24 protein-coding genes and 1 rRNA gene are annotated in these 25,773 nt (G+C 40.2%); 22 read left to right on the top strand and 3 right to left on the bottom strand.

Annotated elements, in window-relative coordinates; genetic code table 11:
• The 7 genes from rrf to N3I35_03760 all read left to right on the top strand — a co-directional run.
• Positions 1 to 93: ribosomal RNA gene (gene rrf / locus N3I35_03790) — 5S ribosomal RNA — on the top strand; the annotation flags it as partial.
• A 155-nt stretch (positions 94 to 248) separates the two neighbouring features.
• Positions 249 to 2,105, top strand: a complete 1,857-nt coding sequence (locus N3I35_03785; protein MCX8129206.1) for an LTA synthase family protein — start codon at positions 249 to 251, stop codon at positions 2,103 to 2,105.
• Positions 2,106 to 2,292: 187 nt separating this feature from the next.
• A complete protein-coding gene (locus tag N3I35_03780; GenBank protein ID MCX8129205.1) occupies positions 2,293 to 2,580 on the top strand; it encodes a zinc-ribbon domain containing protein in 288 nt (95 codons plus the stop codon).
• A gap of 730 nt (positions 2,581 to 3,310) precedes the next feature.
• Positions 3,311 to 3,841 carry a ribosome-associated translation inhibitor RaiA gene (raiA, locus tag N3I35_03775; protein MCX8129204.1) on the top strand — a complete coding sequence of 177 codons (531 nt, stop codon included), beginning with the start codon at positions 3,311 to 3,313 and terminating at the stop codon, positions 3,839 to 3,841.
• A 108-nt stretch (positions 3,842 to 3,949) separates the two neighbouring features.
• On the top strand, positions 3,950 to 5,047 hold the full coding sequence (locus N3I35_03770) for a UvrB/UvrC motif-containing protein (protein ID MCX8129203.1): 1,098 nt from the start codon (positions 3,950 to 3,952) through the stop codon (positions 5,045 to 5,047).
• Between the two features lie 109 nt (positions 5,048 to 5,156).
• Positions 5,157 to 7,454 (top strand): DNA helicase PcrA, encoded by a 2,298-nt coding sequence (gene pcrA / locus N3I35_03765; GenBank protein ID MCX8129202.1) that lies wholly within the window; start codon positions 5,157 to 5,159, stop codon positions 7,452 to 7,454.
• Between the two features lie 150 nt (positions 7,455 to 7,604).
• Positions 7,605 to 9,494: an asparagine synthase-related protein gene (locus N3I35_03760; GenBank protein MCX8129201.1), complete on the top strand. Its 1,890-nt coding sequence runs from the start codon at positions 7,605 to 7,607 to the stop codon at positions 9,492 to 9,494.
• On the opposite strand, the gene N3I35_03755 is transcribed toward N3I35_03760, so the two are convergent.
• From N3I35_03755 to N3I35_03745, 3 genes are read right to left on the bottom strand one after another with little or no spacing between them, the layout of a single operon-like run.
• Positions 9,491 to 10,405, bottom strand: coding sequence for a hypothetical protein (locus tag N3I35_03755; protein MCX8129200.1), 915 nt, complete (start codon positions 10,403 to 10,405; stop codon positions 9,491 to 9,493). The two genes, N3I35_03760 and N3I35_03755, sit on opposite strands and share 4 nt — an antisense overlap.
• A gap of 37 nt (positions 10,406 to 10,442) precedes the next feature.
• Positions 10,443 to 10,853 carry a lasso peptide biosynthesis B2 protein gene (locus tag N3I35_03750; GenBank protein MCX8129199.1) on the bottom strand — a complete coding sequence of 137 codons (411 nt, stop codon included), beginning with the start codon at positions 10,851 to 10,853 and terminating at the stop codon, positions 10,443 to 10,445.
• Positions 10,850 to 11,110: a PqqD family protein gene (locus N3I35_03745; protein ID MCX8129198.1), complete on the bottom strand. Its 261-nt coding sequence runs from the start codon at positions 11,108 to 11,110 to the stop codon at positions 10,850 to 10,852. The genes N3I35_03750 and N3I35_03745 overlap by 4 nt, the downstream gene beginning before the upstream one ends.
• A 184-nt stretch (positions 11,111 to 11,294) precedes the next feature.
• Here N3I35_03745 and N3I35_03740 point away from each other — a divergent pair, with 184 nt between their 5' ends.
• From N3I35_03740 to hisIE, 15 genes are all read left to right on the top strand, one after another.
• A complete protein-coding gene (locus tag N3I35_03740; GenBank protein MCX8129197.1) occupies positions 11,295 to 11,429 on the top strand; it encodes a hypothetical protein in 135 nt (44 codons plus the stop codon).
• A gap of 23 nt (positions 11,430 to 11,452) precedes the next feature.
• Positions 11,453 to 14,278 (top strand): carboxypeptidase regulatory-like domain-containing protein, encoded by a 2,826-nt coding sequence (locus N3I35_03735; protein ID MCX8129196.1) that lies wholly within the window; start codon positions 11,453 to 11,455, stop codon positions 14,276 to 14,278.
• Positions 14,279 to 14,313: 35 nt separating this feature from the next.
• A complete protein-coding gene (locus tag N3I35_03730; protein ID MCX8129195.1) occupies positions 14,314 to 14,634 on the top strand; it encodes a hypothetical protein in 321 nt (106 codons plus the stop codon).
• Positions 14,635 to 14,957: 323 nt separating this feature from the next.
• Positions 14,958 to 15,983: an S-layer homology domain-containing protein gene (locus N3I35_03725; protein MCX8129194.1), complete on the top strand. Its 1,026-nt coding sequence runs from the start codon at positions 14,958 to 14,960 to the stop codon at positions 15,981 to 15,983.
• Between the two features lie 240 nt (positions 15,984 to 16,223).
• Complete coding sequence (gene hisZ, locus N3I35_03720) at positions 16,224 to 17,480, top strand: ATP phosphoribosyltransferase regulatory subunit (GenBank protein MCX8129193.1); 1,257 nt, start codon at positions 16,224 to 16,226, stop codon at positions 17,478 to 17,480.
• A 41-nt stretch (positions 17,481 to 17,521) separates the two neighbouring features.
• On the top strand, positions 17,522 to 18,175 hold the full coding sequence (hisG, locus tag N3I35_03715) for an ATP phosphoribosyltransferase (GenBank protein ID MCX8129192.1): 654 nt from the start codon (positions 17,522 to 17,524) through the stop codon (positions 18,173 to 18,175).
• 70 nt (positions 18,176 to 18,245) lie between these two features.
• A complete protein-coding gene (gene hisD / locus N3I35_03710; protein ID MCX8129191.1) occupies positions 18,246 to 19,538 on the top strand; it encodes a histidinol dehydrogenase in 1,293 nt (430 codons plus the stop codon).
• Positions 19,539 to 20,012: an NUDIX domain-containing protein gene (locus N3I35_03705; protein ID MCX8129190.1), complete on the top strand. Its 474-nt coding sequence runs from the start codon at positions 19,539 to 19,541 to the stop codon at positions 20,010 to 20,012.
• Between the two features lie 42 nt (positions 20,013 to 20,054).
• A complete protein-coding gene (hisC, locus tag N3I35_03700; protein ID MCX8129189.1) occupies positions 20,055 to 21,113 on the top strand; it encodes a histidinol-phosphate transaminase in 1,059 nt (352 codons plus the stop codon).
• Positions 21,114 to 21,191: 78 nt separating this feature from the next.
• Positions 21,192 to 21,779 carry an imidazoleglycerol-phosphate dehydratase HisB gene (gene hisB, locus N3I35_03695; protein MCX8129188.1) on the top strand — a complete coding sequence of 196 codons (588 nt, stop codon included), beginning with the start codon at positions 21,192 to 21,194 and terminating at the stop codon, positions 21,777 to 21,779.
• A 37-nt stretch (positions 21,780 to 21,816) separates the two neighbouring features.
• The gene (locus N3I35_03690) at positions 21,817 to 22,701 is read left to right on the top strand and encodes a phosphoribosylaminoimidazolesuccinocarboxamide synthase (GenBank protein MCX8129187.1); all 885 of its coding nucleotides are present in this window, start codon (positions 21,817 to 21,819) and stop codon (positions 22,699 to 22,701) included.
• Positions 22,702 to 22,790: 89 nt separating this feature from the next.
• Positions 22,791 to 23,417 (top strand): imidazole glycerol phosphate synthase subunit HisH, encoded by a 627-nt coding sequence (gene hisH / locus N3I35_03685; protein ID MCX8129186.1) that lies wholly within the window; start codon positions 22,791 to 22,793, stop codon positions 23,415 to 23,417.
• Between the two features lie 86 nt (positions 23,418 to 23,503).
• Positions 23,504 to 24,220, top strand: a complete 717-nt coding sequence (gene hisA / locus N3I35_03680) for a 1-(5-phosphoribosyl)-5-[(5-phosphoribosylamino)methylideneamino]imidazole-4-carboxamide isomerase (GenBank protein ID MCX8129185.1) — start codon at positions 23,504 to 23,506, stop codon at positions 24,218 to 24,220.
• Between the two features lie 32 nt (positions 24,221 to 24,252).
• A complete protein-coding gene (hisF, locus tag N3I35_03675; GenBank protein ID MCX8129184.1) occupies positions 24,253 to 25,014 on the top strand; it encodes an imidazole glycerol phosphate synthase subunit HisF in 762 nt (253 codons plus the stop codon).
• Positions 25,015 to 25,037: 23 nt separating this feature from the next.
• Entirely contained in the window at positions 25,038 to 25,733 is a 696-nt protein-coding gene (gene hisIE, locus N3I35_03670; GenBank protein MCX8129183.1) for a bifunctional phosphoribosyl-AMP cyclohydrolase/phosphoribosyl-ATP diphosphatase HisIE, read from the top strand.
• Positions 25,734 to 25,773: the final 40 nt, after the last annotated feature.

Here is a 25,773-nt window from a genome sequence, read left to right as displayed (position 1 = left end):
ACACCCGTTCCCATACCGAACACGGCAGTTAAGCTTCTCAGTGCCAATGATACTTGGGTGGAAGCGCCCCGGGAAAGTAGGTCTCTGCCAGATTTATATGAAAGCCTCATGGATATACCATGAGGCTTTCTTTTTATTTATTTAGGCATAAAATACCAGAATATAAATCAGTTGTCTTTTGGAATAGTAATATTGCAAATTGAGCGCAAATGTGGAAAGAGTTGATTATGAGTATTGAGGAGGCTCCAATGGCTGCTTTACAACTGGATATTAAGGGATTGTTAAAGAAAAATACAATAAGCTTTGTGGGTGATTACTTCTGGCACTATACACTTATCTCAATCTTTGTAAAAAGTGTATTCTTCATAGGAATAATATACAGTGAAAGCCGCGAAAAAATTGACTTGATAAGAGCGGTAAGACTAATCTGGTCTTTTCCCATATACCTGTCTTTCATTACAGCAATACTGTCGTTTGCATTTCTCTTCAGGTCCAGGCTTAAGATGATATTCAGCATGGCTGTAAATATCTTAGTTACATTTATTATTTTAGTAGACATATGGAACTACCGTGCCTTTGAAGCTTTTATCTCTATACACTCCAAAGATAACCTTGTAAATATAGGCAATCTGGGGGACAGTATATTATCTATGGTACGTTTTGCAGATGCTATATTTGTTGCAGATATTCTACTGATCCCTTTATTTGCTAAGATAATAAGAAAGAAAATAAATCTGGCGGACAATTCAAGAAGGAGTATACTGGCTTTTGTTCTACTGTTTGTTTTATCAACAGCATTCATTTCATATAGTCACTACAATGTCGATATTAAAAGAAAATACAAAGGGAAATTTCTTTTTACCGTATGCTGGACGCCCAGAACGACAATGTTGAACTTATCCCCTATCGGATATCATATTTTCGATATATATGTTTACTGGCGTGATTGCCAGCCGGTAAAGTTAAGTACAGCCGAAGTGGAAAGCATAGAAAAATGGTTTCGTGATAAACAAGAAGTCCTTCCGGATAACAAGTATAAGGGGATATTTGAAGGTAAAAATCTTATATTTATTGAAACGGAGTCACTTGAAAATTGTGTTGTAAACCAAAAGATCAACGGGCAGGAAATAACACCAGCTTTAAACAAACTGCTTGGAAACAGCATATACTTTCCCAATTTTTATGAACAGACACTAGGAGGTACAAGCTCGGATGCCATGCTTCTGGGAAATACTTCAGTCTATCCTATCAGGAGAGGGACTACATTTTTCAGGTATCCAAATAATACATACAATTCTCTTCCCAGTCTATTGGAAGCGAGAGGGTATTCAACGCTGGCAATAGAACCGGACAGGGGCTCCTACTGGAACTGGATGAATGCCTTAACTTCTTTCGGGTTTGATCAGTGCATGGATTCTTCTTATTTCTACTTGGATGAGAAAATCGGTCTTGGGCTAAGCGACGGTTCCTTTCTAAGACAGATCGGGCCTGTTGTTTTAAAGCAAAAGCAGCCATTCTATCTGTTTTTGGTAACCCAGACTACACATACACCATATGATTTACCTGGAAAATACAGGGAGCTGACGATAGATGAAAAGATAAACAATACAAAATTGGGGGGCTATCTCCAGAGCCTGCATTATACAGATAAGCACATAGGTGTGTTCCTAGCAAACCTGGACAAGAATGGAATTCTGGATGATACCGTGGTTGTCATATATGGAGATCATGGTGGTGTGCATAAATTTTACCCCAATGAAATACCTGATGCACAACTCCAGGAAAAATGGTGGTTAGAGAATAACTATAAAGTTCCTTTTGTTATTTATAGTAAGGGGATGAAGGGAGAGATAGTAAAAACCATAGGATCACAGATTGATATTCTGCCTACTGTTGCCTACCTGATGGGTGTTGATGAAAAAGAGTATATATATACTGCTTTGGGGCGCAATTTGTTAAAGACGAATAAAAGCTTTGCAGTACTATCGAATAAGAATTATATCGGAAAGGCCGGCAGTGAAAGCGAAAAGAATGAGGCTGTCAGAGGTGTTGATATATCTGATATTATAATAAAAAGTAATTACTTTAAGGTTTACAGAAAATGAACGGGTTATTAAGCTGTATTTAGGAGTTGTAAAAATCTTGACATTGACATTTTTTTATAATACGATATATAAGTGCCCGGAATATTGGAAATATTTTGACTATTTCTATATAGACACTAATCCGGTATATGGGTAAAATTATTCTATGCATATAATATATGCTGTACGAAGTGAGGCGACTTATTCTATGTTCGAAGACAAAACCCTGGTTTGCAAGGATTGCTCAAAAGATTTTATTTTTACTGCGCGTGAGCAGGAATTTTACGCATCAAAAGGTTTTCAGAATGAGCCTTTGAGATGTAAAGAATGCAGAGACCTGAAGAAATCCCAATTTAACAGGGATTCTGGTGCAAAAAGAAACAGAGAAATGTACGAAGCTGTTTGTGCTGAATGTGGAAAGGAAACAAAAGTACCCTTCAAGCCACACCTTGATAAGCCAGTATATTGCAGTGAGTGTTTCTCAAACGGTAAATAAGAATAATCTATTAATATCAGAAAGTCCTGTATGAATATACAGGGCTTTTATTAATATATACGAATTTATACATAAGGTACAAGCAGTATTGATAAACCACCTTGTGGATAGGTTATAGAAAAAAATACATATTACCATAAAATGTAAGTGGAATAAATGTTTAGGGTAATCAGCCCTGACTTAACTTTCCTATTAGACTCCAGAACCTGCCAATTTTACAGGATATATCAATAATATGAAGATAAGTATATTTTGTTTATCTAGTATACATAAAATAGTAATTTTGTACATTCATATTGTAATAATATCCACACCTGAAATTAGCCTGAATAAGTTATTCACAGATTTATCCACATTATCCACAGAATTTATATACACAAAACAGGTGTTTTGTGGAAGTAATGTGCATAATTTTGTTAATATAGTTACGGGTATATTTACTACAATTTACGAGGGTTCAACCTGGGTATAATGGAATAAAATATGCATTTTTTCGATAAGTTTGGTTTTTGAATAATAAAATAGAAGGATTTATTATCTGAATGTAGAATAATAATATAATAGAATATTCTTACTTGGAATCAAATATATCCTTGTTTAAAATGTCGCATAAGCAGTGTTTTATAATTTTTGTTTTGGGTAAGAATATTAAAGAATTCTACGAATTTTGTAAGTAGTATTCTCTAAATTGACAGTATTTATTTGTAACATGAAAGGGGCTGTGACGTATATGAAATTCATAGTAAGCGGAAAAAATATTGAAGTAACCGAGGCATTAAAGGAAAAAGTAATCTCAAAAATGGGGAAGCTGGAGAAATTTTTCAATCCGGGTACAGAAGTTCATGTAACAATGAGTGTTCAAAAAAACAGACAGATTTTAGAGGTTACCATCCCCTTCAATGGAGTTGTTTTAAGGGCTGAAGAAGCAAATGATGATATGTATGCTTCTATTGATAAAGTAATTGATGTTCTAGAAAGGCAAATAAGGAAAAACAAAACCAGGCTTGAGAAGAAACTCCACGAAACAGCTTTTGTGATTGATAACTTTGCTATTAAAGAGGATATAGCTGAAGAGCATGAATTCAAGGTTGTACGTTCAAAAAGGTTTGCAATAAAACCAATGGATGTAGAAGAAGCTGTTTTACAGATGAATCTTCTGGGGCATGAATTCTTTGTATTCTCAAATGCGGATACTAACGCAGTAAATGTTGTTTATAAGAGAAAAGACGGAAATTACGGTTTGATTGAGCCGGAATTCTAAACTGCCAAAAAAACTGCAACCTCGGTTGCAGTTTTTTTATCCCATTATAACGGAAGCCTTTAATGAGGAGAATAGACATATATGATTGAAATGTAAGGAGTATTGTGTGTGGACTTGAAGCAGAAAATCAAGAATTTACCGGAAGAACCCGGTGTTTACCTGATGAAAGATACTTCTAGCAATATTATTTATGTCGGTAAAGCAAAGAACTTAAAAAGAAGGGTTTCGCAATACTTTCAAAAGTCTAAAAACCATGCCCCTAAAATAAAGAATATGATTCCCAGAATATATGACTTTGATATAGTCGTCACAGATACAGAGCTGGAAGCGTTTTTGACAGAATGTAAACTTATTAAAGAATTTAAACCTGTTTATAACAGTCAGATGAAAAATGAAAAAAACTACAGGTACATTAAACTGAGTCTGAGCGAGGAGTTCCCCAGAATTTTTATCTCTACAGAGGTTTCTGATGACGGATCACAGTATTTCGGTCCTTACACGAGTGTATACCTGGTTGAGCAGGCTGTGGAGTTTATTAAGGAATATTTTCAGATACGAAAGTGCACTACTGCATCATTTGGGAAAAGGCTATCGGGGTGTATGAACCATGAATTAAAGCTTTGTCTCGGAGTTTGCTGTAATGGTGGCACATATGAGGAATACAAGGATTGCATAAAAAGGATCATATCCTTTCTGGAAGGCTATGATAAAAAGCCGGTGATCGATTTAGAACAGAAAATGAATGCTGCGGCTCAAAGACTTGATTTTGAAAAAGCAGCCAGGTACAGGGAATATATCAATGGTGTAAGGCATGTCCTGTATAAGCAAGGTTTGATTTATTCTTCACAAAGGGGCAGGAATGTAATTTGTGTGGAAAATATGGATAATATGTCTGTAAAGGTCTTTTTTATAAAAGGCAACAAAATGATGAGTATGGAAACTATAACGCTTGCGGATAGACAAGTAGGTGATATAAGTGAACTGCTTAAAAAATCGCTGCTTGCACACTTTCGTAATACCAATATAAAATCTTCCGGGAGGATTGGACAACAGGAAATGGATGAGGTACAAATAATCTACTCATATCTTAAAAAGAACAAGGAAAAAATCTATTGTTTCTGGATTCCGCAAAACTGGATTGAAAGTAATAGCTGCAAGTTGGGTAATGCCATTGCCAAAATAGCTGACAAGATAATAACCGGATAGGAAGAAGAATTAATTTTTTTCATTTGCGAAAAAGTAAATAATCTACTATAATGATAAATGCCGCGAACATATATTCCCGGTATTTAATTTTTACATTGGAGATGTATATATGGATTTGTTGAAGGGTTTAAATGAACCACAGCAGGAAGCTGTATTACATACAGAGGGTCCGCTTCTGATACTTGCAGGTGCCGGATCAGGCAAGACCCGTGTACTTACACACAGAATTGCTTATTTGATACGGGAAAAGGGTGTGCATCCTGCCAGTATTCTTGCAATCACTTTTACAAATAAAGCAGCAAGAGAGATGAAAGAAAGAATTGAAAAGCTGGTAGAGGATGCGGGTGACAGTATATGGGTAAGTACATTCCACTCCATGTGTGTCAGAATGCTAAGGCGTGATATAGATAAAATCGGCTTTGACAAGAGTTTTGTTATTTATGATTCAGCAGATCAGCAGACTGTTGTTAAAGATTGTCTTAAAGAACTTAACCTTAATGATAAAAATTTTCCGCCAAGGTCTGTTCTTGATATGATAGGTAGAGCAAAGGATGAACTGATAGAACCCAAAACCTATACTCAGATGTACGCATCAGACTTTAAAATGAGTAAGGTTGCTGCTATATATGAGCTCTATCAGAAGAAGCTGCGGCTGAATAATGCGTTGGATTTTGATGATATTATTATGTGTACAATAAAGCTTTTCCTGGACAACCCTGCTGTATTGGAATTTTATCAGAGAAAATTCAGATATGTACTTGTAGATGAGTATCAGGATACAAATACTGCCCAGTATTCTTTGGTCAGCCTTCTGGCACAGGGAAGCAAAAATCTTTGTGTCGTGGGAGATGATGATCAGTCCATCTACGGATGGAGAGGGGCTAACATACGGAATATTCTTGACTTTGAAAAGGAATTTAAAGGATGTAAAACCATAAAACTCGAGCAGAATTACCGTTCTACCCAGACTATACTTGATGCGGCAAATAGTGTGATAAAGAACAATACAGGCAGAAAGACCAAGAGTCTGTGGACTGATAATACCGAAGGAAACAAAATCCAGCTATACCAGGGAAATAACGAGCATGATGAAGCGTTCTTTGTAGGCAATGAGATCCAAAAACTCAGCAGGCTTGATAACAAGTCATATAAGGATTTTGCCATACTTTACAGGGTGAACGCCCAGTCCCGTGTTATAGAAGATACGCTTATGAAGGAAGGCATCCCTTACAAAATAGTCGGAGGCCTGAGATTCTATGATAGAAAAGAAATCAAGGATGTAATAGCATACCTCAGGGTAATACAAAATCCTGCGGATAACATAAGCCTGAAGAGAATCATCAATGTTCCAAAGAGGGGAATAGGTGATGCTACTCTGGGTAAAGCTGAGGATATAGCAAACAAACGTGGCTGCAGTATATTTGCAATTATTTCGTCTGCTGATGAAATTCCGGACTTACAGAGAGCGGCAGGAAAATTGCAGAACTTTGTATTGCTTATATCAAAATTCAGAGCTTTGAAAGAGAGTATGAAGGTATCGGAACTGATTAGTGAGGTGATTGGACAATCAGGCATACTGAAAGAATTGGAAGATGAAGATACACCTGAATCCCGTACGAGAATAGAAAACATTAAGGAATTAATTTCCGGAGCGCTGGAATTTGAGGCAAGAGGAGATATGGAAAACACCCTGGAGGGCTTCCTGGAAAATGTATCTCTTGTAGCAGATATTGATAATGTTGATCCGGATGCAGACAATGTAATCCTTATGACACTGCATAGTGCAAAAGGTCTTGAATTTCCTGTAGTATTCCTGGTCGGTCTTGAGGAAGGGGTTTTTCCCGGATATAGATCCATGCTGGACGAAAATGAAGTCGAAGAGGAGAGAAGACTTTGCTATGTGGGAATTACCCGTGCAAGGGAAAAGCTCTTTTTGACAAATGCATTCAGCAGGACTCTGTTTGGTAACACGACTTATAACAAGGCTTCCAGATTTCTGAAGGAAATTCCTGCTGAACTTGTAGATGACCTTAATAAAATAAAAGAAAACAGAGTAGAAACCGGCTTTGGCAGCAGGCCGGGAAGTAGCCAGATGGGTGGTTTGGGGGCTGCAAAGCCAGTCTTCGGAAGAAGTGTTGACAGCATAATCAATACAGGAGCTGGTATCGGTAATCAGGCTCAGATGAAATCCTTCAGACCTTCAATTGTAGCAAGCCCTGTTTCAAAGCCAACGCCGGCCGGTTTGAGTTTTGCTGCAGGGGATAAGGTTGAGCATAAAAAATTTGGTGTAGGAGAAATAACTTCAGTTGAAAAAGAAGGAGACGACTTCAAGCTTGAAATCCAATTTGAGAAGGCTGGAATGAAAAGGCTTATGGCTGCTTTTGCGAATTTAAACAAGATAGGTTGAGTAAGGGGTATAGATGCTCATGCAGTGGTAAATTGCATGAGCATTTATTGTATAAGTTTACAATTAATCCCAATGGTGATATAATGCTTAAGAATATTGATATGAACAAGATGACTATGAAGTTTGCTACCCAAGAAAAGAGAGATGGAAATGCTGGCTGGTTTTACTGGAAAAATATACTTTGACGGCTATAAAGCTTCTATAGACGATGCTAAAGTGCTGCTGCAGAACATGCATATGCCTGAAGGCTTATATACTGAACTGAAGATATGTGGTGCGCTTGCTCTTGCGGCAGCTATCCCTGTCAGTACAAAAAATGCAGGATTGGATATGATTACTATCGGGAGAGAGGATATGATTTTGGCAGGAGCCGGCTCGCTTTACAACAGGGAAGAGCTGATAGAAGAACTGGCTTGCAGTCATAATGCAACAGATTTGCAACTCATGTGGGCTGCCTGGCAGAAGTGGGGTGCAGATGCACCGGTGCGTATTGAAGGGGATTGGATGCTTGCAGCTTATGACAGCTCAAGCATGGAGCTGCTGCTGGCCAGATCATGGGGACATTCTTCCCTCTACTTTTTTCGTGGAGATGAGTTTCTGGCCTTTGCAACACACCCGGGCTCGCTTGCTGGGTTACCCGGCATACCGCATGAACCGGATATACAGGTTATTACCCAGATGTTATGCGCTGTACCGCTGGCTCCGGAGGCTACCTGCTGGAAGGGTATAAGCCAGCTCCTACCTGCTTCCCGAATTGATGTAAAACATAGAAGGATACATGAACATGTCTGGTGGAGGCCCTCACAAGTAAGGCAAATCAGGATAAAGGATAAAAGGGAAGCTGTTGATAGATTTTCAGTACTTTATAGCGAGGCTGTCAAAAAACGTTTGAGGAGTCAGTCGGAAGTTGGTGCTACGCTTAGTGCAGGATTGGATTCGTCTTCAGTATGTGTATTGGCGGCACGAGGACTAATTCCTTATGGAAAGGTTCTGCATACATGGACGGCGGCACCACGTTACCCTGATGAGGCATGCTCCTTTGGCTCCTGGCTTACTGATGAGAGAACTCTGGCTTCCAAAGCCATATCAGCGGAAGGAAATGTCCGGCATACAATAGTAGATGCTGCAGGCGTAAGTCCTATTGAGTCGATCAGGATGCAGATACTTCGTACTGGAAGACCTCAGGTGTCAGCTGCAAATCAATATTGGATAGATAAAATACTTACACTGGCTGCAGAATCTGGTTGCAGTGTACTACTGACAGGCCAGTTTGGAAATAGTACAGTTTCATGGTCTCCCCACAAAATAACACTTTTACCGAAGTGGAAGTACTATCCCCACACCCCGTGGAAGGATTATTTAAGACTTGTTAGGCAGAAGAGCGGAAGAACCATGAGAAAGATAAGGAAAACTATACACGACTGTAGATATAGTGTAAAACAGGAATATCCTCTTTTGAATCTCCAGTTTGTATCCAGTGAGTTATTCAGGTCTTGTACAGGCTGTGTACAGGATACAAACAGTGTTGATCACGCCAGTATAGCAGAGGTAAATATGAACCTCTTTGATATATGGTATCACAACAGTTACTGGAATGGAGTAGAGGTGCGTGATCCTACAATGGATATAAAGCTGACGGAATTTCTTCTTTCCCTGCCTGACAGTATGTTTTTTCAGGATGGTATGGACAGGCGTATGATGAGAATCGGAATGGAAGGGATATTGCCTGATGAGGTGAGGCTGAATAAGCACAGGGGACAGCAGTCTTCAGATATTGTTCCGAGGGTACGGAATTTCAGACACCATGTTTTGCAGGCGATAGCGTGTATAGAATCCTCCCTACTTGCATGCGGGCTGCTAAATATAGCTAACATGCGTCTTATACTTCAAAGGATAATAAAAGGAGAAACCGGATTTGATATAATGAAAGACTGCTCGAGAATCCTTCTCCCAGGATTGTCGGCAGGACTTTTTCTCGCTTCCTTTGATACAGACTTTGACATGACAGTTCCTTTGGAGTTTGGAAAAGTATATTACTAAGCTAAAACTGCATTCAGGAGCAGTTCCAAAAAGCTTTCCATCATGCAGTAATCGGCAGGTCTATAAATACGCATGGCAATCGCATTGGCTGAAACGGCAGAGCATTGACTGAATTGCAACGAAGGAGGCGCTATAAGCTTATAAATCAAAGGGCGGTAAATATGGCGGGATAATAATGAAAGGCGCTCGACGCCACTTACCTTCCGAATCGCCGGCTTATCCACAGCAGCTTCCAGAACACAAATCGCATGCAGAGGAGATGGCTTCATACAGCTTCCGAAGGAAACACCATACTTCTTCAATACAGGAGACAAGGGGGATTCAGCAGGCTCGTACCCTTTAATATGGGAGTAGCTGTCTATGGATAACTTTGCCCGTGAGAGGCCTGGGTAAAGAATAGGTTTACCGTCTTCTATATATACAGCGCATACATCGTCGGACATAAAATCCAGTCCCTTTGCATTTAAGGCAGCAGCTGTTGTAGACTTGCCTGCGCCTTTTTCACCCGTGAATATAACAGCACCTTTTGGAGTCAGGACAGCACTGCCATGAAAGGCTAATATTCCGCGTTGGTATAAAAGTGTACCCAAAGCGGAGCCGAAAGCAAAAGTCGCTACATCACCTTCCCTAGCATCAGGCTCAACTTGTATAATAATTTCTTTCCCATCACGAATAAGATAACGGGCAATCCCCTCTATTTTTAGCAGAATACACCCGCTAGATGCCGATATGAACTTGTCTTTATAAAATACATTTTCCAGATCAACAGGTACATCTGAAACACGTATGGTAACGTCAGGAACTGATTGTCCCGCACAGGCCATACCAAAGGTATGTGCTGATGGCAGTTCACATTGTATGTTGAGTCCGAATGCACGGTAGATAGGAATTTTATATCCATTTTTTTGCATAGTACCCCTCCATGGTTGGATATGTACAGCTTTCAAATCAGTATAGTGAGCTATATGTCCCGTTTTTAAGCACTTCCAGGTTGCAGCATTCCAGCCACGCATGGGCAGACAGATTGCCTTGTATGCGGCAGACCCCGATTCTGATAGTTGAATCTATACCATGTGCAGCCAGTGAATCATGTAATGCAATTGCTTTTCGCAAGCAAGTGGGAATCCATGGAAGGTTCCTGCATACCATGTCCAATAATCTTAAATGGCAGTTCAGAGTATGCAGCGGTTCAGGAGAAGAGGGGCGGCGTAAAGGCTTTTTTGTAAAGACAATTTTTTGCACAGTGGCATAAGGAATAAACCGGAGAATAAATTCAGCACGGATAATATACCATAAAAGCCTTAAAGCGACTAAACGTTGAGGATGTGAAAGTTTAAGGAAGCCTGTAATGGCTTTCAAGACAGCACCACCAGTTCTGCTTTCAACATTTGAGACATAATATTGTCAAAGTCGCGTCTTAATAGACTTTCGTCTATGCTATACTCATCAAGCATTATATTAATGACTTTTTCCGTCTCTCCGCATTCCTGCAGAAGTTCAAATATACGTATTCCGGTTTTGTTCAGACTGAAATACTTTCCATTCTTTTGGTTGAGTATTGCCATTTCATCATCCAAACGTGTCTTAATGATCTCCTTTTCGACAACAATCTTCATTTGTATACTCCTTTAACTGATTTCATTTATATAGCAGAAGCAGGGAAATAAATTATATTACTGCGCGTACTAGACAATGGGAATTCTCGTATATATAATATAACATATATGGAATTATTTGTAAATAATAGTGAATTCCAAGAAATAAGTAATTCCAAAAAGTTTAGGTGAAAGGAGTATTAGTATGCAAAAGAAAGAGTATGAAGTTCCGGTTCTGAAAGAATTGGGGAAATTCGAGGATTTTACCCAAAATGGGTGGGTTGGAGAGAATTTTGATGGGGCATACCCCGAATACGGACCGGAAATATACGGGTCGTGAAAATTGGAAAGGAGGCTTGTTCAGTGAGGTATAGGGCAATAAGAAAAATTTTGGTCAGTCTTTTGGTTTTTATTTTGATGACAACTGTTTTTTTACCCGGCAATATTTTGTTTGCCAGTGATTTGGGAATAGATTCAGATTCTGTTCCGAATATTCAACCTGAGCTTAATTTTTCATACTTTAGTGTGACTGGGAATAACGCCCCGTTCAATGGACCGACAGATTCGGCTGTCGACTCGAACGGAAACCTGTACATATCGGACTTTGGCAATAACCGTATTGTTAAGTTTGATAAGTCGGGTAAGTTTTTGACAGCTTACGGAACTTATGGCTCTGAAGTAGGGAAGTTTTACAAGCCAAGTGGTATAGCAACTGATGGACAAGACCGTGTTTATGTTGCTGATACGTACAACAACCGGGTTGTAAGGTTCAAGGATGATAATGCCAATGGAACCATAGAAGCAGATGAATGGCAGGTATGGGGCGGCATTTCAGGAAATGGTCCGCTTCAGTTCAACAAGCCGATGGGTGTGTACGTAAAAGGAAATGTAGTTTATGTAGCAGATACTTATAATCATCGTATTAGTGTGTTTGACAACTCTGATGCTTCTGCAACATGGAAAGCCTTTGGAATGAACGGATCAGCAGAAGGACAATTTAAAGCTCCCTATGATGTGGCTATTGATAATGAGGATAATATATGGGTAAGTGATACCTTCAATAACCGTGTACAGAGTTTTGATAAAGATTTTTCGTATTTAAGTAGTTTTTCTGCAAATTATCCGTATGGATTGGGTGTAGACAGCTTAGGAAATGTTTTTGCCGCTGAACGGCAATCAGGTTATATAAAGTGTGTAAACAATAATTTCACATTTGCTGGAAAAGGTACTACAGCAGGATTGTTTACAAGCCCTGTAGGGGTAAATATTGATAAATCGGATACAATATGGGTCGTTGATGCTACCGCAGCTAAAATCCAGTATGCAGCTGATACTCTGATACCGGTCACGGGAACAGCTACAGTTATCACTAAACTTCCTGATAATACCGTTCTGAACGGCTCAAGTGTTACACTCACGGTTGTAAGCACCGGGGCAACCTACCAGGGGACCACAAACGAATCAGGAGCTGTCATTTTTGATAACTTACCAGTAAACGAAAATTTCGTAATTACTGCAACTAATGAAAATTATTCAGGTTCAATAGACGGTTTTATCAATGAATCGGAGCTCAAAGCTGACTTTGTTTTAATTATGACCACTCCCGGTGCCGGAAATGTAACGGGAAATGTAAAATTTGATACGGGAGAAACAGCAGCCAATGTTGTAGTTACTCTCCAATTTGCAGAAAGCAATGCAAAGTCTACAACAACTACTAATGAAAATGGGGATTTCAGCCTCCTGGGACTGCCTACAGACGGTTCTTGCATGGTAACTGCATTTGACCCGGTTTCAGCTGCTTCCGGAACGGAGATATCCTATATCACTCCATATGTAACTCATAATTCTGTACAGATTACTATAAAAAAACCGATAGTTATCCAGGAAAAGCTGACAAATGGGGATTTCTCATCCGGGACTCTGGATGGTTGGGAAGCGTCAAGCAATGTTATCATCGTACCTAAAGAGCAGGTATTTCCGGAAGAGTATCCTCCTGTCATTGATGAAGATACTCCGCCGGAACCACAGGTAGATGAGAAACAGGAAGAAGTACCGGACCCTGCATTTTTTACAAGTGTAATACCGCAGGCTGAAAGCACTTCTGATGAAGGCACAATTACCAGGTCAGAATTTGCGGCTGAACAAAACGAAAGCTTTAAGGCAGCAGAATCTGTCCAGTCTTTTGCTGCTGCAGAAGAACCGGTCCAGGCGTTAGCTGCTGCCACTCCAGGGTATTCGGCCATAGTAACTACTGCAGGGAATTCTGTTGCTGACGGTACACTACAGCAGACTTTTAAGGTTGAAAAAGATGCAGCGAAGCTTGTAGGCAGGATAAAGTTTGTTTCCAATGAATGGCCTACATGGTACGGCTCACAGTTTAATGATTCTTACATAGTGAAGCTCATTACCCCCGGAGGCGCTAAAGTACTGGCTAAGGGCAATCTGAACACATCGGTATGGAAGGCTGGTGTAGCCGGGTTTAACGGATCCACAGATGAAATAAAGGTCGAAGTTGATGTTTCTGCCTATGAAGGTAAAGCTGTTACATTAAGCGTCCTTGTTTCTGATGTAGGAGATATGATCGTTGATTCAGGAGTAGTAGTTTCTGATTTCAAAATCATCAAGCAGCCTACGGTTGCAATATTGGTAGAGCAGCCCGTACCGGGAACCAGGACTGTTATTGATTTTAACAGTGCGCGTTCTGTAGGTCATACATTTATTCGGGTGGATTTTGGTGACGGACGTATATACTATAAGGGTTTCTGGCCTAAAAATGCTCTATCCCAAAAAGAAATTCTTTTAAAGACAGACGTGGATGGAGAAGTAAGAGATGATAATACAAGCTTGTGGGATATAGGCAAAAAGTATAAAATAACTACAGAAGAGGCAGAAAAAGTATACAATTTCATGATAAATTATAACGGCGACTATAATATGGTGACAAACAACTGTACGACAGTTGCGGTACAAGCTCTGCAGAGTATTGGTATTGCTTCGCCTACGTCGCAGCACAACTGGACACTGCCTCCAAACACCAAATCCATTGTTGAGAACGGACTGCCAAAGCTCGTACCGGGCAAGGGAACAATAGCAGATTATCTTTTGAAGGATCTGAACGGGTATACACCGGCTGATGCGGGTGAGGATATCAGAGCAACAGGTGACTTCATTACACCCGGCAGCGAATAAGATCCGCATAGCCTGGATTGAACGGAGATGTTAAGTTGAAAAAGAGAGTACTATTAGCTATAATCCTCATAGTTTCAATTGCCGGAGGTATTTTGTTTATGAATTTTAGTGGCTTGTTCAAGCCTAAAAACGAAATGAAAATTGGCAAGCACTTTCGCCTGGAGGTAAAAAGCGGTGAGACAGCAGATTATAGAACGGTCGAAAAAATTGATCTGCTGGATAAGAAAGAAAGGGAATCACTAGCGAAATATATGAAGGAAAACGGTTTGAAAATCAAAGCCGGCATATATGATCTAAACCAGGCAACTACTTTTAAAAGGGCATTGGAGATTTTGCAGTTTGAAAGTATAAAGTAAACGGCAATATCCAATAACTTTGATTGAATGTTTCTGTAACTCTACGATTAACAGCTGCACGTGCGGTTAAACCTGCATATGCAGTTGTTTTTTATTATTTTAAGGATGTAATAATTTCTTAACATGACTTTACGGAACAAATAGCCTTACTATAAGTCTAATAAACAAAGAGAATAAATAGAGAGAATTAAAGTACAGAATTCTCTTTAACCATTTAATATCAGGCGCGCTTAAAGATTTTAAATGATGAACTTGCTTTTAGAATAAAACACTGGTTTCTGATAACAAGATATGTGGTTTACTTATTGATTGGAGGTATTTATATGAAGAAAATTATTATCGCATTCATACTGATCTTAGCAGTTATTTCTTCCAGTACTTTAGCATTTGCAAAGGAAGCTGGGGACAGCAAGGCGACTGATAAGAAGTTTACCGACATCGACAAGCATTGGGCAGAGGAAGCAATAAACCAGGTAGCCGACAAAAGCATTTTTGCCGACAAAAGCGGTAAATTCACTCCAGGTAAAGCTATTACGAGAAGTGAATTCGTGATGATGCTTCATAAGGCGCTCGGAATCCAGATTATGTATTTTAAAGCTCCAGATGTCAAAGACTACTTCGAAGACGTGAAGAATGAGGATATTTACGCATCTGCACTGATTGACCTGGTAACAGCGAATATAATCGACTACAAGGGTAAGTTCAGGCCCAATGATACTTTGCCCCGAGATGAGATGGTTCACTACATTATTAATGCACTGGAGTATAAGACAGGAGGAAACTATTCGCTCATTAAAATGATGCCTGAGCCTTTTGCTGATGCAGATAAAATAAATCCTGCATATAAAAACGATTTTATTAAGGCTCAGCTACTGAAGCTTGTATTGGGAAAAGGAAAAAACATGTTCCATCCGGAACATAAAACTACAAGGTCTGAAGCTGTAATGGTAACTTACAGATTGCTAAACGTATTGAAGTCGCTCAGTGAGGAAGTACAGGTAGTACCTGTAGCAGAAAAAGGCGAGGACAGCTTAAAGCTGAAGCTTATGATTGTAAACAATTCAGAAACCCCTGTTACCATCAAGCATTCCTCGGGACAAAAGTTTGACTTTGCTTTGCTTGATTCAAATAAAGAGGTTCTATACAGATGGTCTTCAGATAAACTTTTCATAATGGCTTTGACGGAGACTGTCATTGAGCCGGGAAAATCAATAGAATTCAGTTGGGATGTCGAGGAGAGCATACTGGATAGTGTAAAGGGCAAGGCTGCATATATGAAAGGTTTCATAACAGGTGAATCCGATGATTTCAGAATTAATCCCGATGGGTATGAAGCGCAAATCAGGTGACAGTTTATAGCATTAAAGGATATTGCAGGTATAATTGCTGCCGGAAAGGACGCTTGCACCTGGAATAGTATTATAAAGAGGTTATGATATAAAAGATGATTCCTGTATCAAAACGGGGGTCATTTTTTTTATTCATTTTTGTGGTATATTATTGACAAGGGAAAAAAATCACATTATAATTATTTTAATTCATTAATTTACTACTTTAACATGATAAAGCGATAAAGTGAGGTGCTCGTTTTGGGTAAGTGGAAGATATATACGCCTGAGGGTGTACAGGATATATTGTTTGAAGAATGTTTTATAAAAAGGAATCTTGAGGAGAGCATCAGAAGATATTTCAGAAGCTGCGGATATTGTGAGGTGGAAACCCCCACGCTGGAGTTTTATGACGTTTTCTCTTCTGATACTGAACTTACGCCACAGGAAACAATGTTCAAATTTTTTGACCAGCAGGGCAGAATACTGGTACTGAGACCGGATATAACTGTTCCCATAGCAAGAATGGTTGCGACCAAATACAAAGAAGCGCAATTCCCCATGAAAATCTTCTATTTGGGTAATGCATTCAAATATAACGAGCTTGGAGGCGGTAAACAGAAGGAGTTTACACAAGCAGGGCTGGAAATATTAGGAGCAAGTAATCCGGAGGCTGACGCTGAGGTTATAGCTTCAGCCATAAAAGCCGTTAGGTCAACCGGACTCGAAAGCTTCCAGATAGACATCGGCCAGGTGGAATTCTTCAAGGGACTTATGGAAGAGACGGGGCTTTCCGCACAGGACATAGAGCAGATGAGAATTCTCATAGACAAGAAGGATTATCTCGGTATTGAAGAACTGGTAAAGGCGCATAATATCAGGGATGACCTCAAAGAGTTGATATTAAGCCTTCCGAGGTTGTTTGGTTCGATCGATGTCATTGACAGGGTTGAAAAGATAAACATAAATAAAAGATCGCTGGATGCTCTTGAAAATCTGAGGCAGGTATTGAAAATCCTTGATGATTATGGACTCAGTAAGTACGTATCTGTAGACCTGGGCATGGTTCAAAGTTTGAATTACTATACGGGCATTATTTTTAGAGGGTTCACCTATGGGGTAGGATTTCCTATCCTGAGCGGAGGAAGATATGACAGTCTTGTTGACAAATTTGGCATGAAATGTCCTGCAACAGGATTTTCATTAGGAATAAACATGGTTATGATGGCTATAGACAGGCAGAAGATTGAAACAGAGAGGCCTCAGATAGACAGTATGATAAGCTATAAGGAGGATGGAAGGAAAACTGCGTTTGAGGTTTGTGAAGAGCTTCGTGCACAAGGCCTGAAGGTAGAAATGAGCATAACAAATGGTGATATACTTAATGTGAAAGAATATGCAAAAAGTAAGGGAATAGGCGGGATAATATATATACTGGATAAAGACAACATCGAGGTACACAATATAGAAACCGGGGAAGTGGACCGTACAAGCGTAACCGAGCTGACAAGCAAATGACAGGCTGCGGTACAGTTTGGAAATAGAACTGGAGGGGAATCATGAGGTATTTAACTATTGCACTTTCTAAAGGAAGGCTGACTGACTTATCTATAGAGCTTTTCGAGGCCATAGGCATTGATTGTTCAGAACTGAAGGATTCATCAAGAAAGCTTATACTTACCGATGAAAAGAACAAGATCAAGTTTTTTCTCGCGAAACCTGCGGATGTACCTACATATGTAGAATACGGGGCTGCGGATATCGGTATAGTAGGAAAGGATACCTTGCTTGAAGAAGGAAGACATCTGTACGAGGTGCTAAACCTTGGTTTTGCTGCGTGCAGGATGGTGGTCGCAGGACCGGCAGCACTGCAGGGACGGCTGGATCAACTGAATAATAAAAGGGTCGCTACAAAATACCCCAGAATAGCGCGTGAGTATTTTGAACATAAAAGACGTGAATCCATTGAAGTTATCAAGCTTAACGGTTCTGTGGAGCTTGCGCCCCTTGTAGGGCTGTCAGAGGTAATTGTAGACCTTGTTGAAAGTGGAAGGACCCTAAAGGAAAACGGACTTGTCGTACTGGATACTATAGCCGACATAAGCGCAAGAATGGTTGTAAACAGGGTAAGCCTGAAGATGGAAAGCGAGAGAATAAACAGAATTATCGACGGCGTAAGAACGCAGCTGGAAAAGACGAAGGAACAGGCATAAAAACAGCGGCCCTACACACAGGATTTGTTCTACAGCTTGTGTCCTGAGAGTTATGAAAGGAATGGTAGTAATGATAGAGAAAATTGATTTGAGAAACAGCGATGGAAGCGTTTTATATAAAAAATTGAGTGAAAGAAGCCAGTTTGAGCTTGGAGATATACTAAAACGTGTTGAAGATATAGTAAACAATGTGAAGGCTAATGGAGACAAAGCTCTGCTTGACTACACCGGTATGTTTGATAAGGTTGATATGACACCGGATATGCTTAAGGTTACGGAACAGGAGATTGATGAGGCGTATAAGCGTGTAGATAAGGAGCTTATCGGAGTTATAAGAAGAGCTAAAGAGAATATCCGTAGTTTTCATGAAAAGCAGAAAGAAAACTCATGGTTTACAACTGAAGGTGATGGTGTCATACTGGGGCAGCTGTACAGACCTCTAAGTGTGGTGGGAGTATACGTGCCGGGAGGGACAGCAGCATATCCTTCCTCTGTTTTGATGAATATAGTTCCTGCCAAGGTCGCGGGTGTAGAGAAAATAGTAATGATTACACCTCCCAAGACAAACGGCATAAATCCTGCGGTACTGGTTGCCGCCAGGGAAGCAGGAGTAGATGAAATATACAAGGCAGGCGGAGCTCAGGGAATTGCAGCTTTGGCTTTTGGTACGGACACAGTTCCAAAGGTTGACAAAATAGTAGGTCCGGGGAATGCTTATGTTACTATGGCAAAAAGGATTGTTTACGGGTATTGCGATATTGATGCTATTGCAGGCCCAAGTGAAATAGCTGTAGTTGCAGATGAAAGTGCCAACCCTGCGTTTGTAGCGGCAGACCTTCTGTCACAGGCAGAGCATGATACACTGGCCTCTTCTATTCTTGTAACAACATCTGAGAAAACTGCAAATGAAGTGATTTACGAGCTGGAAAGACAGGTAGCGGTGCTTCCCAGAAAAGAGATTGCTATGCAATCTCTGAGAAAATATGGTGCCATAGTAATCGTTGAAAATCTTGATGAAGCGGCGGAAATAGTCAACGATATTGCACCCGAACATCTGGAGTTATGCGTAGAAGAACCTTTTAACATGCTTGGAAGTATAAAAAATGCAGGGGCTATCTTTCTGGGACATTATGCCTCAGAGCCTTTGGGAGATTATTTTGCAGGACCGAATCATGTATTGCCTACAAACGGGACAGCAAGATTCTTTTCACCGCTGAATGTAGGCGATTTTATTAAAAAGTCGAGTGTGATATCATATACAAGGAAAGCATTGGAAAAGGTAAGGGATGATGTAATACTGTTTGCGGAAGCTGAGGGGTTGACGGCACACGCCAACGCCATAAGAGTGAGGTTTGAAAAATAAATGGACGAACACACCCGTGAAACCCATTTGAAGGGTCCCAGAGGAGATGTCAGTGTAATACTTGGTAATATTTCACCAACTGATGTTAAGGACTGTATGGGCGCAATACTGATTCCTTATTATAAAGACGGCTTTATCTTGTCCTTTCATAAACGCCGGAAGTCATGGGAGTTTCCTGGCGGAAAGAGAGAAGCCGACGAAACACCAGAACAGTGCATTGAAAGAGAAGCATATGAGGAAGCAGGTATCATACTTGAGAAAATGAAGCTTATAGGGTACTATACTATAAAAAAACCAGGGAAGAAGAAGAAAGCAGCTATTTTTACCGCCAGAGTCGAAAACCTGGTTGAAAAGCCTGAGTGGAGTGAAATGGGAAAGGTTGAGTGTTTTAAACAACTGCCTGAAAACTTATCATATAAAGACAAAGTATACGAGACAATACTGGAGTATTTGAGTGAAAATCCCAATTGTTAAAATATATTGAGAAAATCAGTGAATTTGAGAGGTGATATACCTATGAGTAAATACTGGAGTGAGCTTGTAAAGCGTATAGAACCATATGTTCCCGGGGAACAGCCAAAGGATAAAAAATATATCAAGCTTAATACGAACGAAAATCCTTATCCGCCGTCACCAAAAGTCATCGAAAGTATAAAGAGAGCTGCGGATGAAAGTCTGCGCCTGTATCCTGATCCGGATTGCAACGGGCTGCGCGAAACAATAGCGGAGTATCATAAGCTGAAGAAAGAGCAGGTTTTTGTAGGCAATGGCTCCGATGAAGTGCTAGCATTTGCATATATGGCGTTTTTTAACCCAGGCAAGCCCATACTTTTTCCGGATATTACATATACTTTTTATCCTGTGTATTCGGACTTGTTCAATATAGATTATAAAACCGTGGAGTTGGATGAGGACTTTAGTATTCCGGAAGATAAATTCTTCCAGGATAACGGCGGCATAATAATATCCAACCCCAAATCCCCTACGGCACAGTGTATGGACATATCATCCATAAAGAATATACTGAATAGAAATACTGACAGGGTAGTCATTATAGATGAAGCATATATCGACTTCGGAGGGCAGTCAGCAGTAAGTATGATTGATGAATATCCTAACCTGCTGGTCGTACAGACACTGTCAAAATCACGTTCTCTTGCAGGACTCCGTATAGGATTTGCATTAGGACACAGAGACCTGATAGAAGCCCTTGACCGGATAAAGAACTCATTCAATTCCTATACTCTGGACCGCATAGCACTGATCGCAGCAACTGAGGCCTTCAGGGATGAGGAGTATTTCAGGAAGACGGTATCCAAAATAGTAAACACCAGGGAAAGGGTTTCTAAAGAACTTAATTCTATAGGATTCAGAGTAACGGATTCAAAGGCAAATTTTATTTTCATCAGTCATCCTGAGATACATGCTGGTGTTATTTTCAAGGAACTAAGGGATAAGGGAATACTAGTGAGACATTTTAAAAAACCCAGAATAGATAATTTCTTAAGAGTGAGTATAGGAACTGATGAAGATATGAATAAGGTGGTAGAAGCTTTAAAGGAAATAATCAAATAAATTTGTAGAATTGTGCAGGATATGTCTGGTATAATTAAAGCGGACAAAAAGCTGCAAAGCGCAATACAGGAGGTTGCTATGGGCAGAATTGCTGAGGTTGGACGAAAAACAGGAGAAACTGATATTGTATTATCGCTTAATATTGACGGCCGTGGAAAGACTGATATCGGAACAGGTGTAGGTTTCCTCGATCATATGCTGAACCTGTTTGCCAGGCACGGACTTTTTGACTTGAATGTCAAAGCTGCCGGTGATTTGTATGTGGATGCGCACCATACGGTGGAAGATGTAGGAATAGTACTGGGTCAGGCACTAAAAGAAGCTTTGGGCGATAAAAAATCCATTAAAAGGTATGGGACTGTTTTTGTACCTATGGATGAATCTCTGGCAATGGTTTCAATAGACCTCGGAGGAAGACCGTTTCTCGTATTTGATGCGCAATTTACCCAGGACAAGGTAGGGGACATGGATACAGAGCTTGTGGAGGAATTTTTTAGAGCAGTAGCATTTAATGCCGGACTAAACTTGCATATAAAGGTATTGTACGGTAGCAATAACCACCACATGATAGAAGCTGTTTATAAGGCTTTCGGCAGAGCTCTGGATGAGGCGACAAAGGTAGATGAGAGGATAGAAGGAGTCATGTCCACAAAAGGTGTAATATAAATTATATATAAAAACAATTTACGAAAGGATGAAAATGATGCTGATCAACGACACAAGCTTTATTAACCTTCCTTTGTTTATAAAAGGCAAGGTAAGGAATGTTTATGATCTGGAAGACAAACTGCTCGTTGTAGTGACGGACAGAATTTCTGCATTTGATGTTGTTTTCTCGAATCTTATCCCTAATAAAGGGAATGTACTTAACATGATTTCTGAGTTTTGGTTTGACTATACAAAGGATATAATCGGAAATCACGTTATTACTTCAGATGTAAGCCAGTATCCCGCGGGACTTTCGGAGTATAAGAAGGAGCTTCAGGGAAGATCAATGCTGGTTAAGAAGCTTGAGATGGTACCGGCTGAATGCATAGTGAGGGGGTATCTTGAGGGCTCAGGTCTGAAAGACTACCAGAAAAGCGGAAGTATCTGTGGAATAAAACTGCCTGAAGGACTCAAGCAGGGAGACAGGCTTCCTGAGCCTATATTTACGCCGTCAACTAAGGCTCTTGAGGGGCATGACGAAAATATCAGTTTTGACGAGCTGGTTAAGAAAATCGGAAGTGAGCTGGCCAACAAGCTTAAAGATATAAGCATTGCCTTATATAATAAGGCAAGTAAGCATGCTGAAAGCAAAGGCCTCATTTTGGCGGATACAAAGTTTGAATTCGGTATGCTGGATGGAGAGCTTGTAATAGCAGATGAAATATTTACACCTGACAATTCAAGGTTCTGGGCTATGGATGAGTATGAACCCGGAAGACCGCAAAAAAGCTTTGACAAGCAGTACTTAAGGGATTATCTTGAAGCTGTCAAATGGGATAAAAAGCCGCCTGCGCCTGAATTGCCTGAAGATGTGGTAAAGAAGACAGAGGCGAAGTATGTAGAGGCATATGAAAGGATAACCGGCAGGAAGCTGGATTAAATGGATGGAAGTAGGCAGAATGAGTGGAATGGGCTAAAACCTGTTCCACCTGTTCTGCCTATAACCATCGTGGCACAGGAGCGATATTTATGATAGCAATAATAGATTATGGTGTTGGTAATCTGAGAAGTGTTGAAAAGGCTTTCCACTTTATTGGTGCTGAGGCTGTAGTAACATCGGACAGGGAATATATTATGGCTGCGGATGCAGTTGTACTTCCGGGAGTAGGCGCTTTTGCAGATGCAATGGAGAGTCTTGAAAAGTATGGTATGGTTGATGTGGTAAGAAATGTTATAAACAGCAATAAGCCCTTCCTGGGAATATGCCTTGGCATGCAGCTGTTGTTTGACTATAGTGAGGAAGGCGGAGAAAGGGTTCCCGGACTGGGTGTACTAAGGGGCGCAATCCGGCAGCTTCCCCAGAATATGGGTCTAAAGGTTCCCCACATGGGATGGAATTCCATAAAGATTAATGGTGGATCTCCTTTGTTCAAAGAGTTACCTGAGAAATCTTATGTTTATTTTGTACACTCCTATTATCTGAAAGCAGAGGATAGGAGTATTGTGGCTGCAACTACCGATTATGGAATTCAATTTGATGTGGCAGTGGCTGAGGGAAATGTATTTGCAACCCAATTTCACCCGGAAAAAAGCGGGGATTTAGGTTTGCAGATTCTGAAAAATTGGATAACAAGGTTAGGGGACACGGCTTTTTAGAACACGAAGCATTTCTTTACGTTAAGGAATGTCCCTTTTAATTTACATAAAGTTAATAGTGCAAACATACTTTTGGGAGGAAGTTTATGATTATTTATCCTGCAATAGACATTAAGGATGGTAAATGTGTAAGACTGGCACAGGGGAAATTCACTGATGTTACTGTATATTCGGATAACCCTGTAGAAATGGCACTTAAATGGGAAAATCTTGGTGCTGAATACCTTCACATTATAGATTTGGACGGAGCCAGGACGGGAGAACCCCAGAATATTGCAACAATCAGTGAAATGGCTGTTAAGCTGGGAATTCCCGTGCAGGTAGGTGGTGGAATAAGGAGTATAGAAACAATAGAAATTATCCTCTGCAAGGGAATTCAACGGATAATACTCGGTACATCTGCCGTGAAAGACCCGGATCTGGTGAAGAAGGCTTTAAAAACTTTCGGAGAAAATATTGTTATAGGAATTGATGCAAAAGACGGGATGGTTGCCATAGAAGGATGGGCAAAAACCAGTGAATTCACTGCTGTAGGGTTTGCTAAGAAGATGGAAGACCTGGGGGCAAAAACAATTATATATACTGACATTTCACGGGATGGGATGCTTTCAGGCCCAAATCTTAAGGCAATGGAAGAGATGGTAAAGGCAGTAAACATAAATGTAATTGCTTCGGGTGGGGTTGGAAAAATCGAAGATATAAAAAATCTTAAAGATATAGGGATGCCTGGCGTAATTGTAGGCAAGGCCATTTATACAGGAGATGTGGATTTAGAGGAAGCAATAAAACTTGCTAAGGGTTAGTCTGAGGCTGGGGTCTTTATGAGGTGAAAAATATGCTAACTAAGAGAATTATACCTTGTCTCGATGTACATGCAGGCAGGGTTGTAAAGGGTGTAAACTTTGTAAATATAAGAGATGCCGGTGATCCTGTTGAAATTGCGGCTATATATGATAAAGCCGGTGCAGATGAGCTTACTTTCCTCGATATTACAGCTTCAAGTGATGCCCGTAGTATAATGCTTGATGTTGTAAGCAGGGTAGCTGAACAAGTATTCATACCCTTTACTGTAGGCGGCGGTATAAGAACAGTAGAAGATTTCAGGGAAATACTTAAAGCCGGAGCAGATAAGATATCGGTGAATTCTGCAGCTCTAAAAAGGCCGGAGTTGATATCCGAGGCTGCCTGGCGTTTTGGAAGCCAATGCGTGGTTGTTGCCATAGATGCTAAGAAAAGACAGGACGGCTCAGGGTGGGAAGTATACCTGAACGGGGGAAGAGTAAATACAGGCAAGGATGCTGTCTTATGGGCTATCGAAGCAGAAAAGCTTGGCGCAGGAGAGATACTTCTGACAAGTATGGACTGTGATGGTACTAAAAGCGGTTATGATATAGAATTAACCAGAAAAATATCTGAAAGTGTAAAAATACCTGTTATCGCTTCAGGCGGAGCAGGTACTATGGAACATTTCTATGATGCCCTGACTGAGGGAAAAGCTGATGCTGTGTTGGCTGCATCACTCTTTCATTTCAGGGAAATGGAAATACGCGATTTAAAGAAGTATCTGAGAGATAGGCAGATAGAGGTAAGGCTGTAATATGTATTATTTTGGAGGAGAAAATGGCAGATTTGTTTGATGAACTGAAATTTGATGATAGAGGTTTGATTCCTGTAGTCACTCAGGACGACAGAACAGATGAAGTTCTTATGGTTGCGTATATGAACAGGGAGGCCCTGGAAAAGTCCATTGAGACAGGTACAGTGCATTACTGGAGCAGAAGCAGAAATAAACTTTGGCTTAAAGGTGAAACTTCCGGGCATTTTCAATATATAAAATCCATAAGTTATGATTGTGACGGAGATACGCTGCTGATAAAAGCGGAACAGAAAGGCTCAGCCTGTCATACGGGACATCATTCCTGCTTTTTCAGGAAGATGGATATGGAGAGTATCAAAAATACAACAGGTAGTTCAGCAGTGGAAGAAAGCAAAGCAACTGAAAGTGTAGATACTGCCAAACATAGTTCTTCAGCAGATTTATCGGAAGTACTGCAGGAAGTTTACAATGTTGTTGCAGACAGAAAATTACACCCGAAAGAAGGATCTTATACAAACTATCTGTTTGAAAAGGGTATAGATAAGATCCTGAAAAAAGTGGGAGAAGAAACGGCTGAAGTTATTATAGCATCAAAGAATAAAGATGGCTCGGAAATCAAGGGCGAAATAGCAGACCTTATGTATCATCTTTGTGTACTGATGGTTGAAAGAGGCGTAAAGCTTGAGGATATATATAAGGAATTGGCCGGGAGAAGATAGAAGCGGCTGAATTAGTCTATTGTGCCAGTTGATTTTATTA

This window comes from Clostridia bacterium (assembly GCA_026414765.1).
In the GTDB taxonomy this organism is placed as follows: domain Bacteria; phylum Bacillota; class Clostridia; order Acetivibrionales; family DSM-27016; genus SKW86.
Note: the sequence above shows the minus strand (reverse complement) of the source record. Positions and strands in the feature narration are given on the sequence as shown.

What these genes read in the sequence shown, in the direction of transcription:
- N3I35_03785 (MCX8129206.1), top strand. Translation starts at nt 249, where the DNA reads ATGGCTGCTTTACAACTGGATATTAAGGGATTGTTAAAGAAAAATACA.
- N3I35_03780 (MCX8129205.1), top strand. Translation starts at nt 2,293, where the DNA reads ATGTTCGAAGACAAAACCCTGGTTTGCAAGGATTGCTCAAAAGATTTT.
- raiA (MCX8129204.1), top strand. Translation starts at nt 3,311, where the DNA reads ATGAAATTCATAGTAAGCGGAAAAAATATTGAAGTAACCGAGGCATTA.
- pcrA (MCX8129202.1), top strand. Translation starts at nt 5,157, where the DNA reads ATGGATTTGTTGAAGGGTTTAAATGAACCACAGCAGGAAGCTGTATTA.
- N3I35_03760 (MCX8129201.1), top strand. Translation starts at nt 7,605, where the DNA reads ATGCTGGCTGGTTTTACTGGAAAAATATACTTTGACGGCTATAAAGCT.
- N3I35_03755 (MCX8129200.1), bottom strand. Translation starts at nt 10,405, where the DNA reads ATGCAAAAAAATGGATATAAAATTCCTATCTACCGTGCATTCGGACTC.
- N3I35_03745 (MCX8129198.1), bottom strand. Translation starts at nt 11,110, where the DNA reads ATGAAGATTGTTGTCGAAAAGGAGATCATTAAGACACGTTTGGATGAT.
- N3I35_03740 (MCX8129197.1), top strand. Translation starts at nt 11,295, where the DNA reads ATGCAAAAGAAAGAGTATGAAGTTCCGGTTCTGAAAGAATTGGGGAAA.
- N3I35_03725 (MCX8129194.1), top strand. Translation starts at nt 14,958, where the DNA reads ATGAAGAAAATTATTATCGCATTCATACTGATCTTAGCAGTTATTTCT.
- hisG (MCX8129192.1), top strand. Translation starts at nt 17,522, where the DNA reads ATGAGGTATTTAACTATTGCACTTTCTAAAGGAAGGCTGACTGACTTA.
- hisD (MCX8129191.1), top strand. Translation starts at nt 18,246, where the DNA reads ATGATAGAGAAAATTGATTTGAGAAACAGCGATGGAAGCGTTTTATAT.
- N3I35_03705 (MCX8129190.1), top strand. Translation starts at nt 19,539, where the DNA reads ATGGACGAACACACCCGTGAAACCCATTTGAAGGGTCCCAGAGGAGAT.
- hisC (MCX8129189.1), top strand. Translation starts at nt 20,055, where the DNA reads ATGAGTAAATACTGGAGTGAGCTTGTAAAGCGTATAGAACCATATGTT.
- hisB (MCX8129188.1), top strand. Translation starts at nt 21,192, where the DNA reads ATGGGCAGAATTGCTGAGGTTGGACGAAAAACAGGAGAAACTGATATT.
- N3I35_03690 (MCX8129187.1), top strand. Translation starts at nt 21,817, where the DNA reads ATGCTGATCAACGACACAAGCTTTATTAACCTTCCTTTGTTTATAAAA.
- hisH (MCX8129186.1), top strand. Translation starts at nt 22,791, where the DNA reads ATGATAGCAATAATAGATTATGGTGTTGGTAATCTGAGAAGTGTTGAA.
- hisA (MCX8129185.1), top strand. Translation starts at nt 23,504, where the DNA reads ATGATTATTTATCCTGCAATAGACATTAAGGATGGTAAATGTGTAAGA.
- hisF (MCX8129184.1), top strand. Translation starts at nt 24,253, where the DNA reads ATGCTAACTAAGAGAATTATACCTTGTCTCGATGTACATGCAGGCAGG.
- hisIE (MCX8129183.1), top strand. Translation starts at nt 25,038, where the DNA reads ATGGCAGATTTGTTTGATGAACTGAAATTTGATGATAGAGGTTTGATT.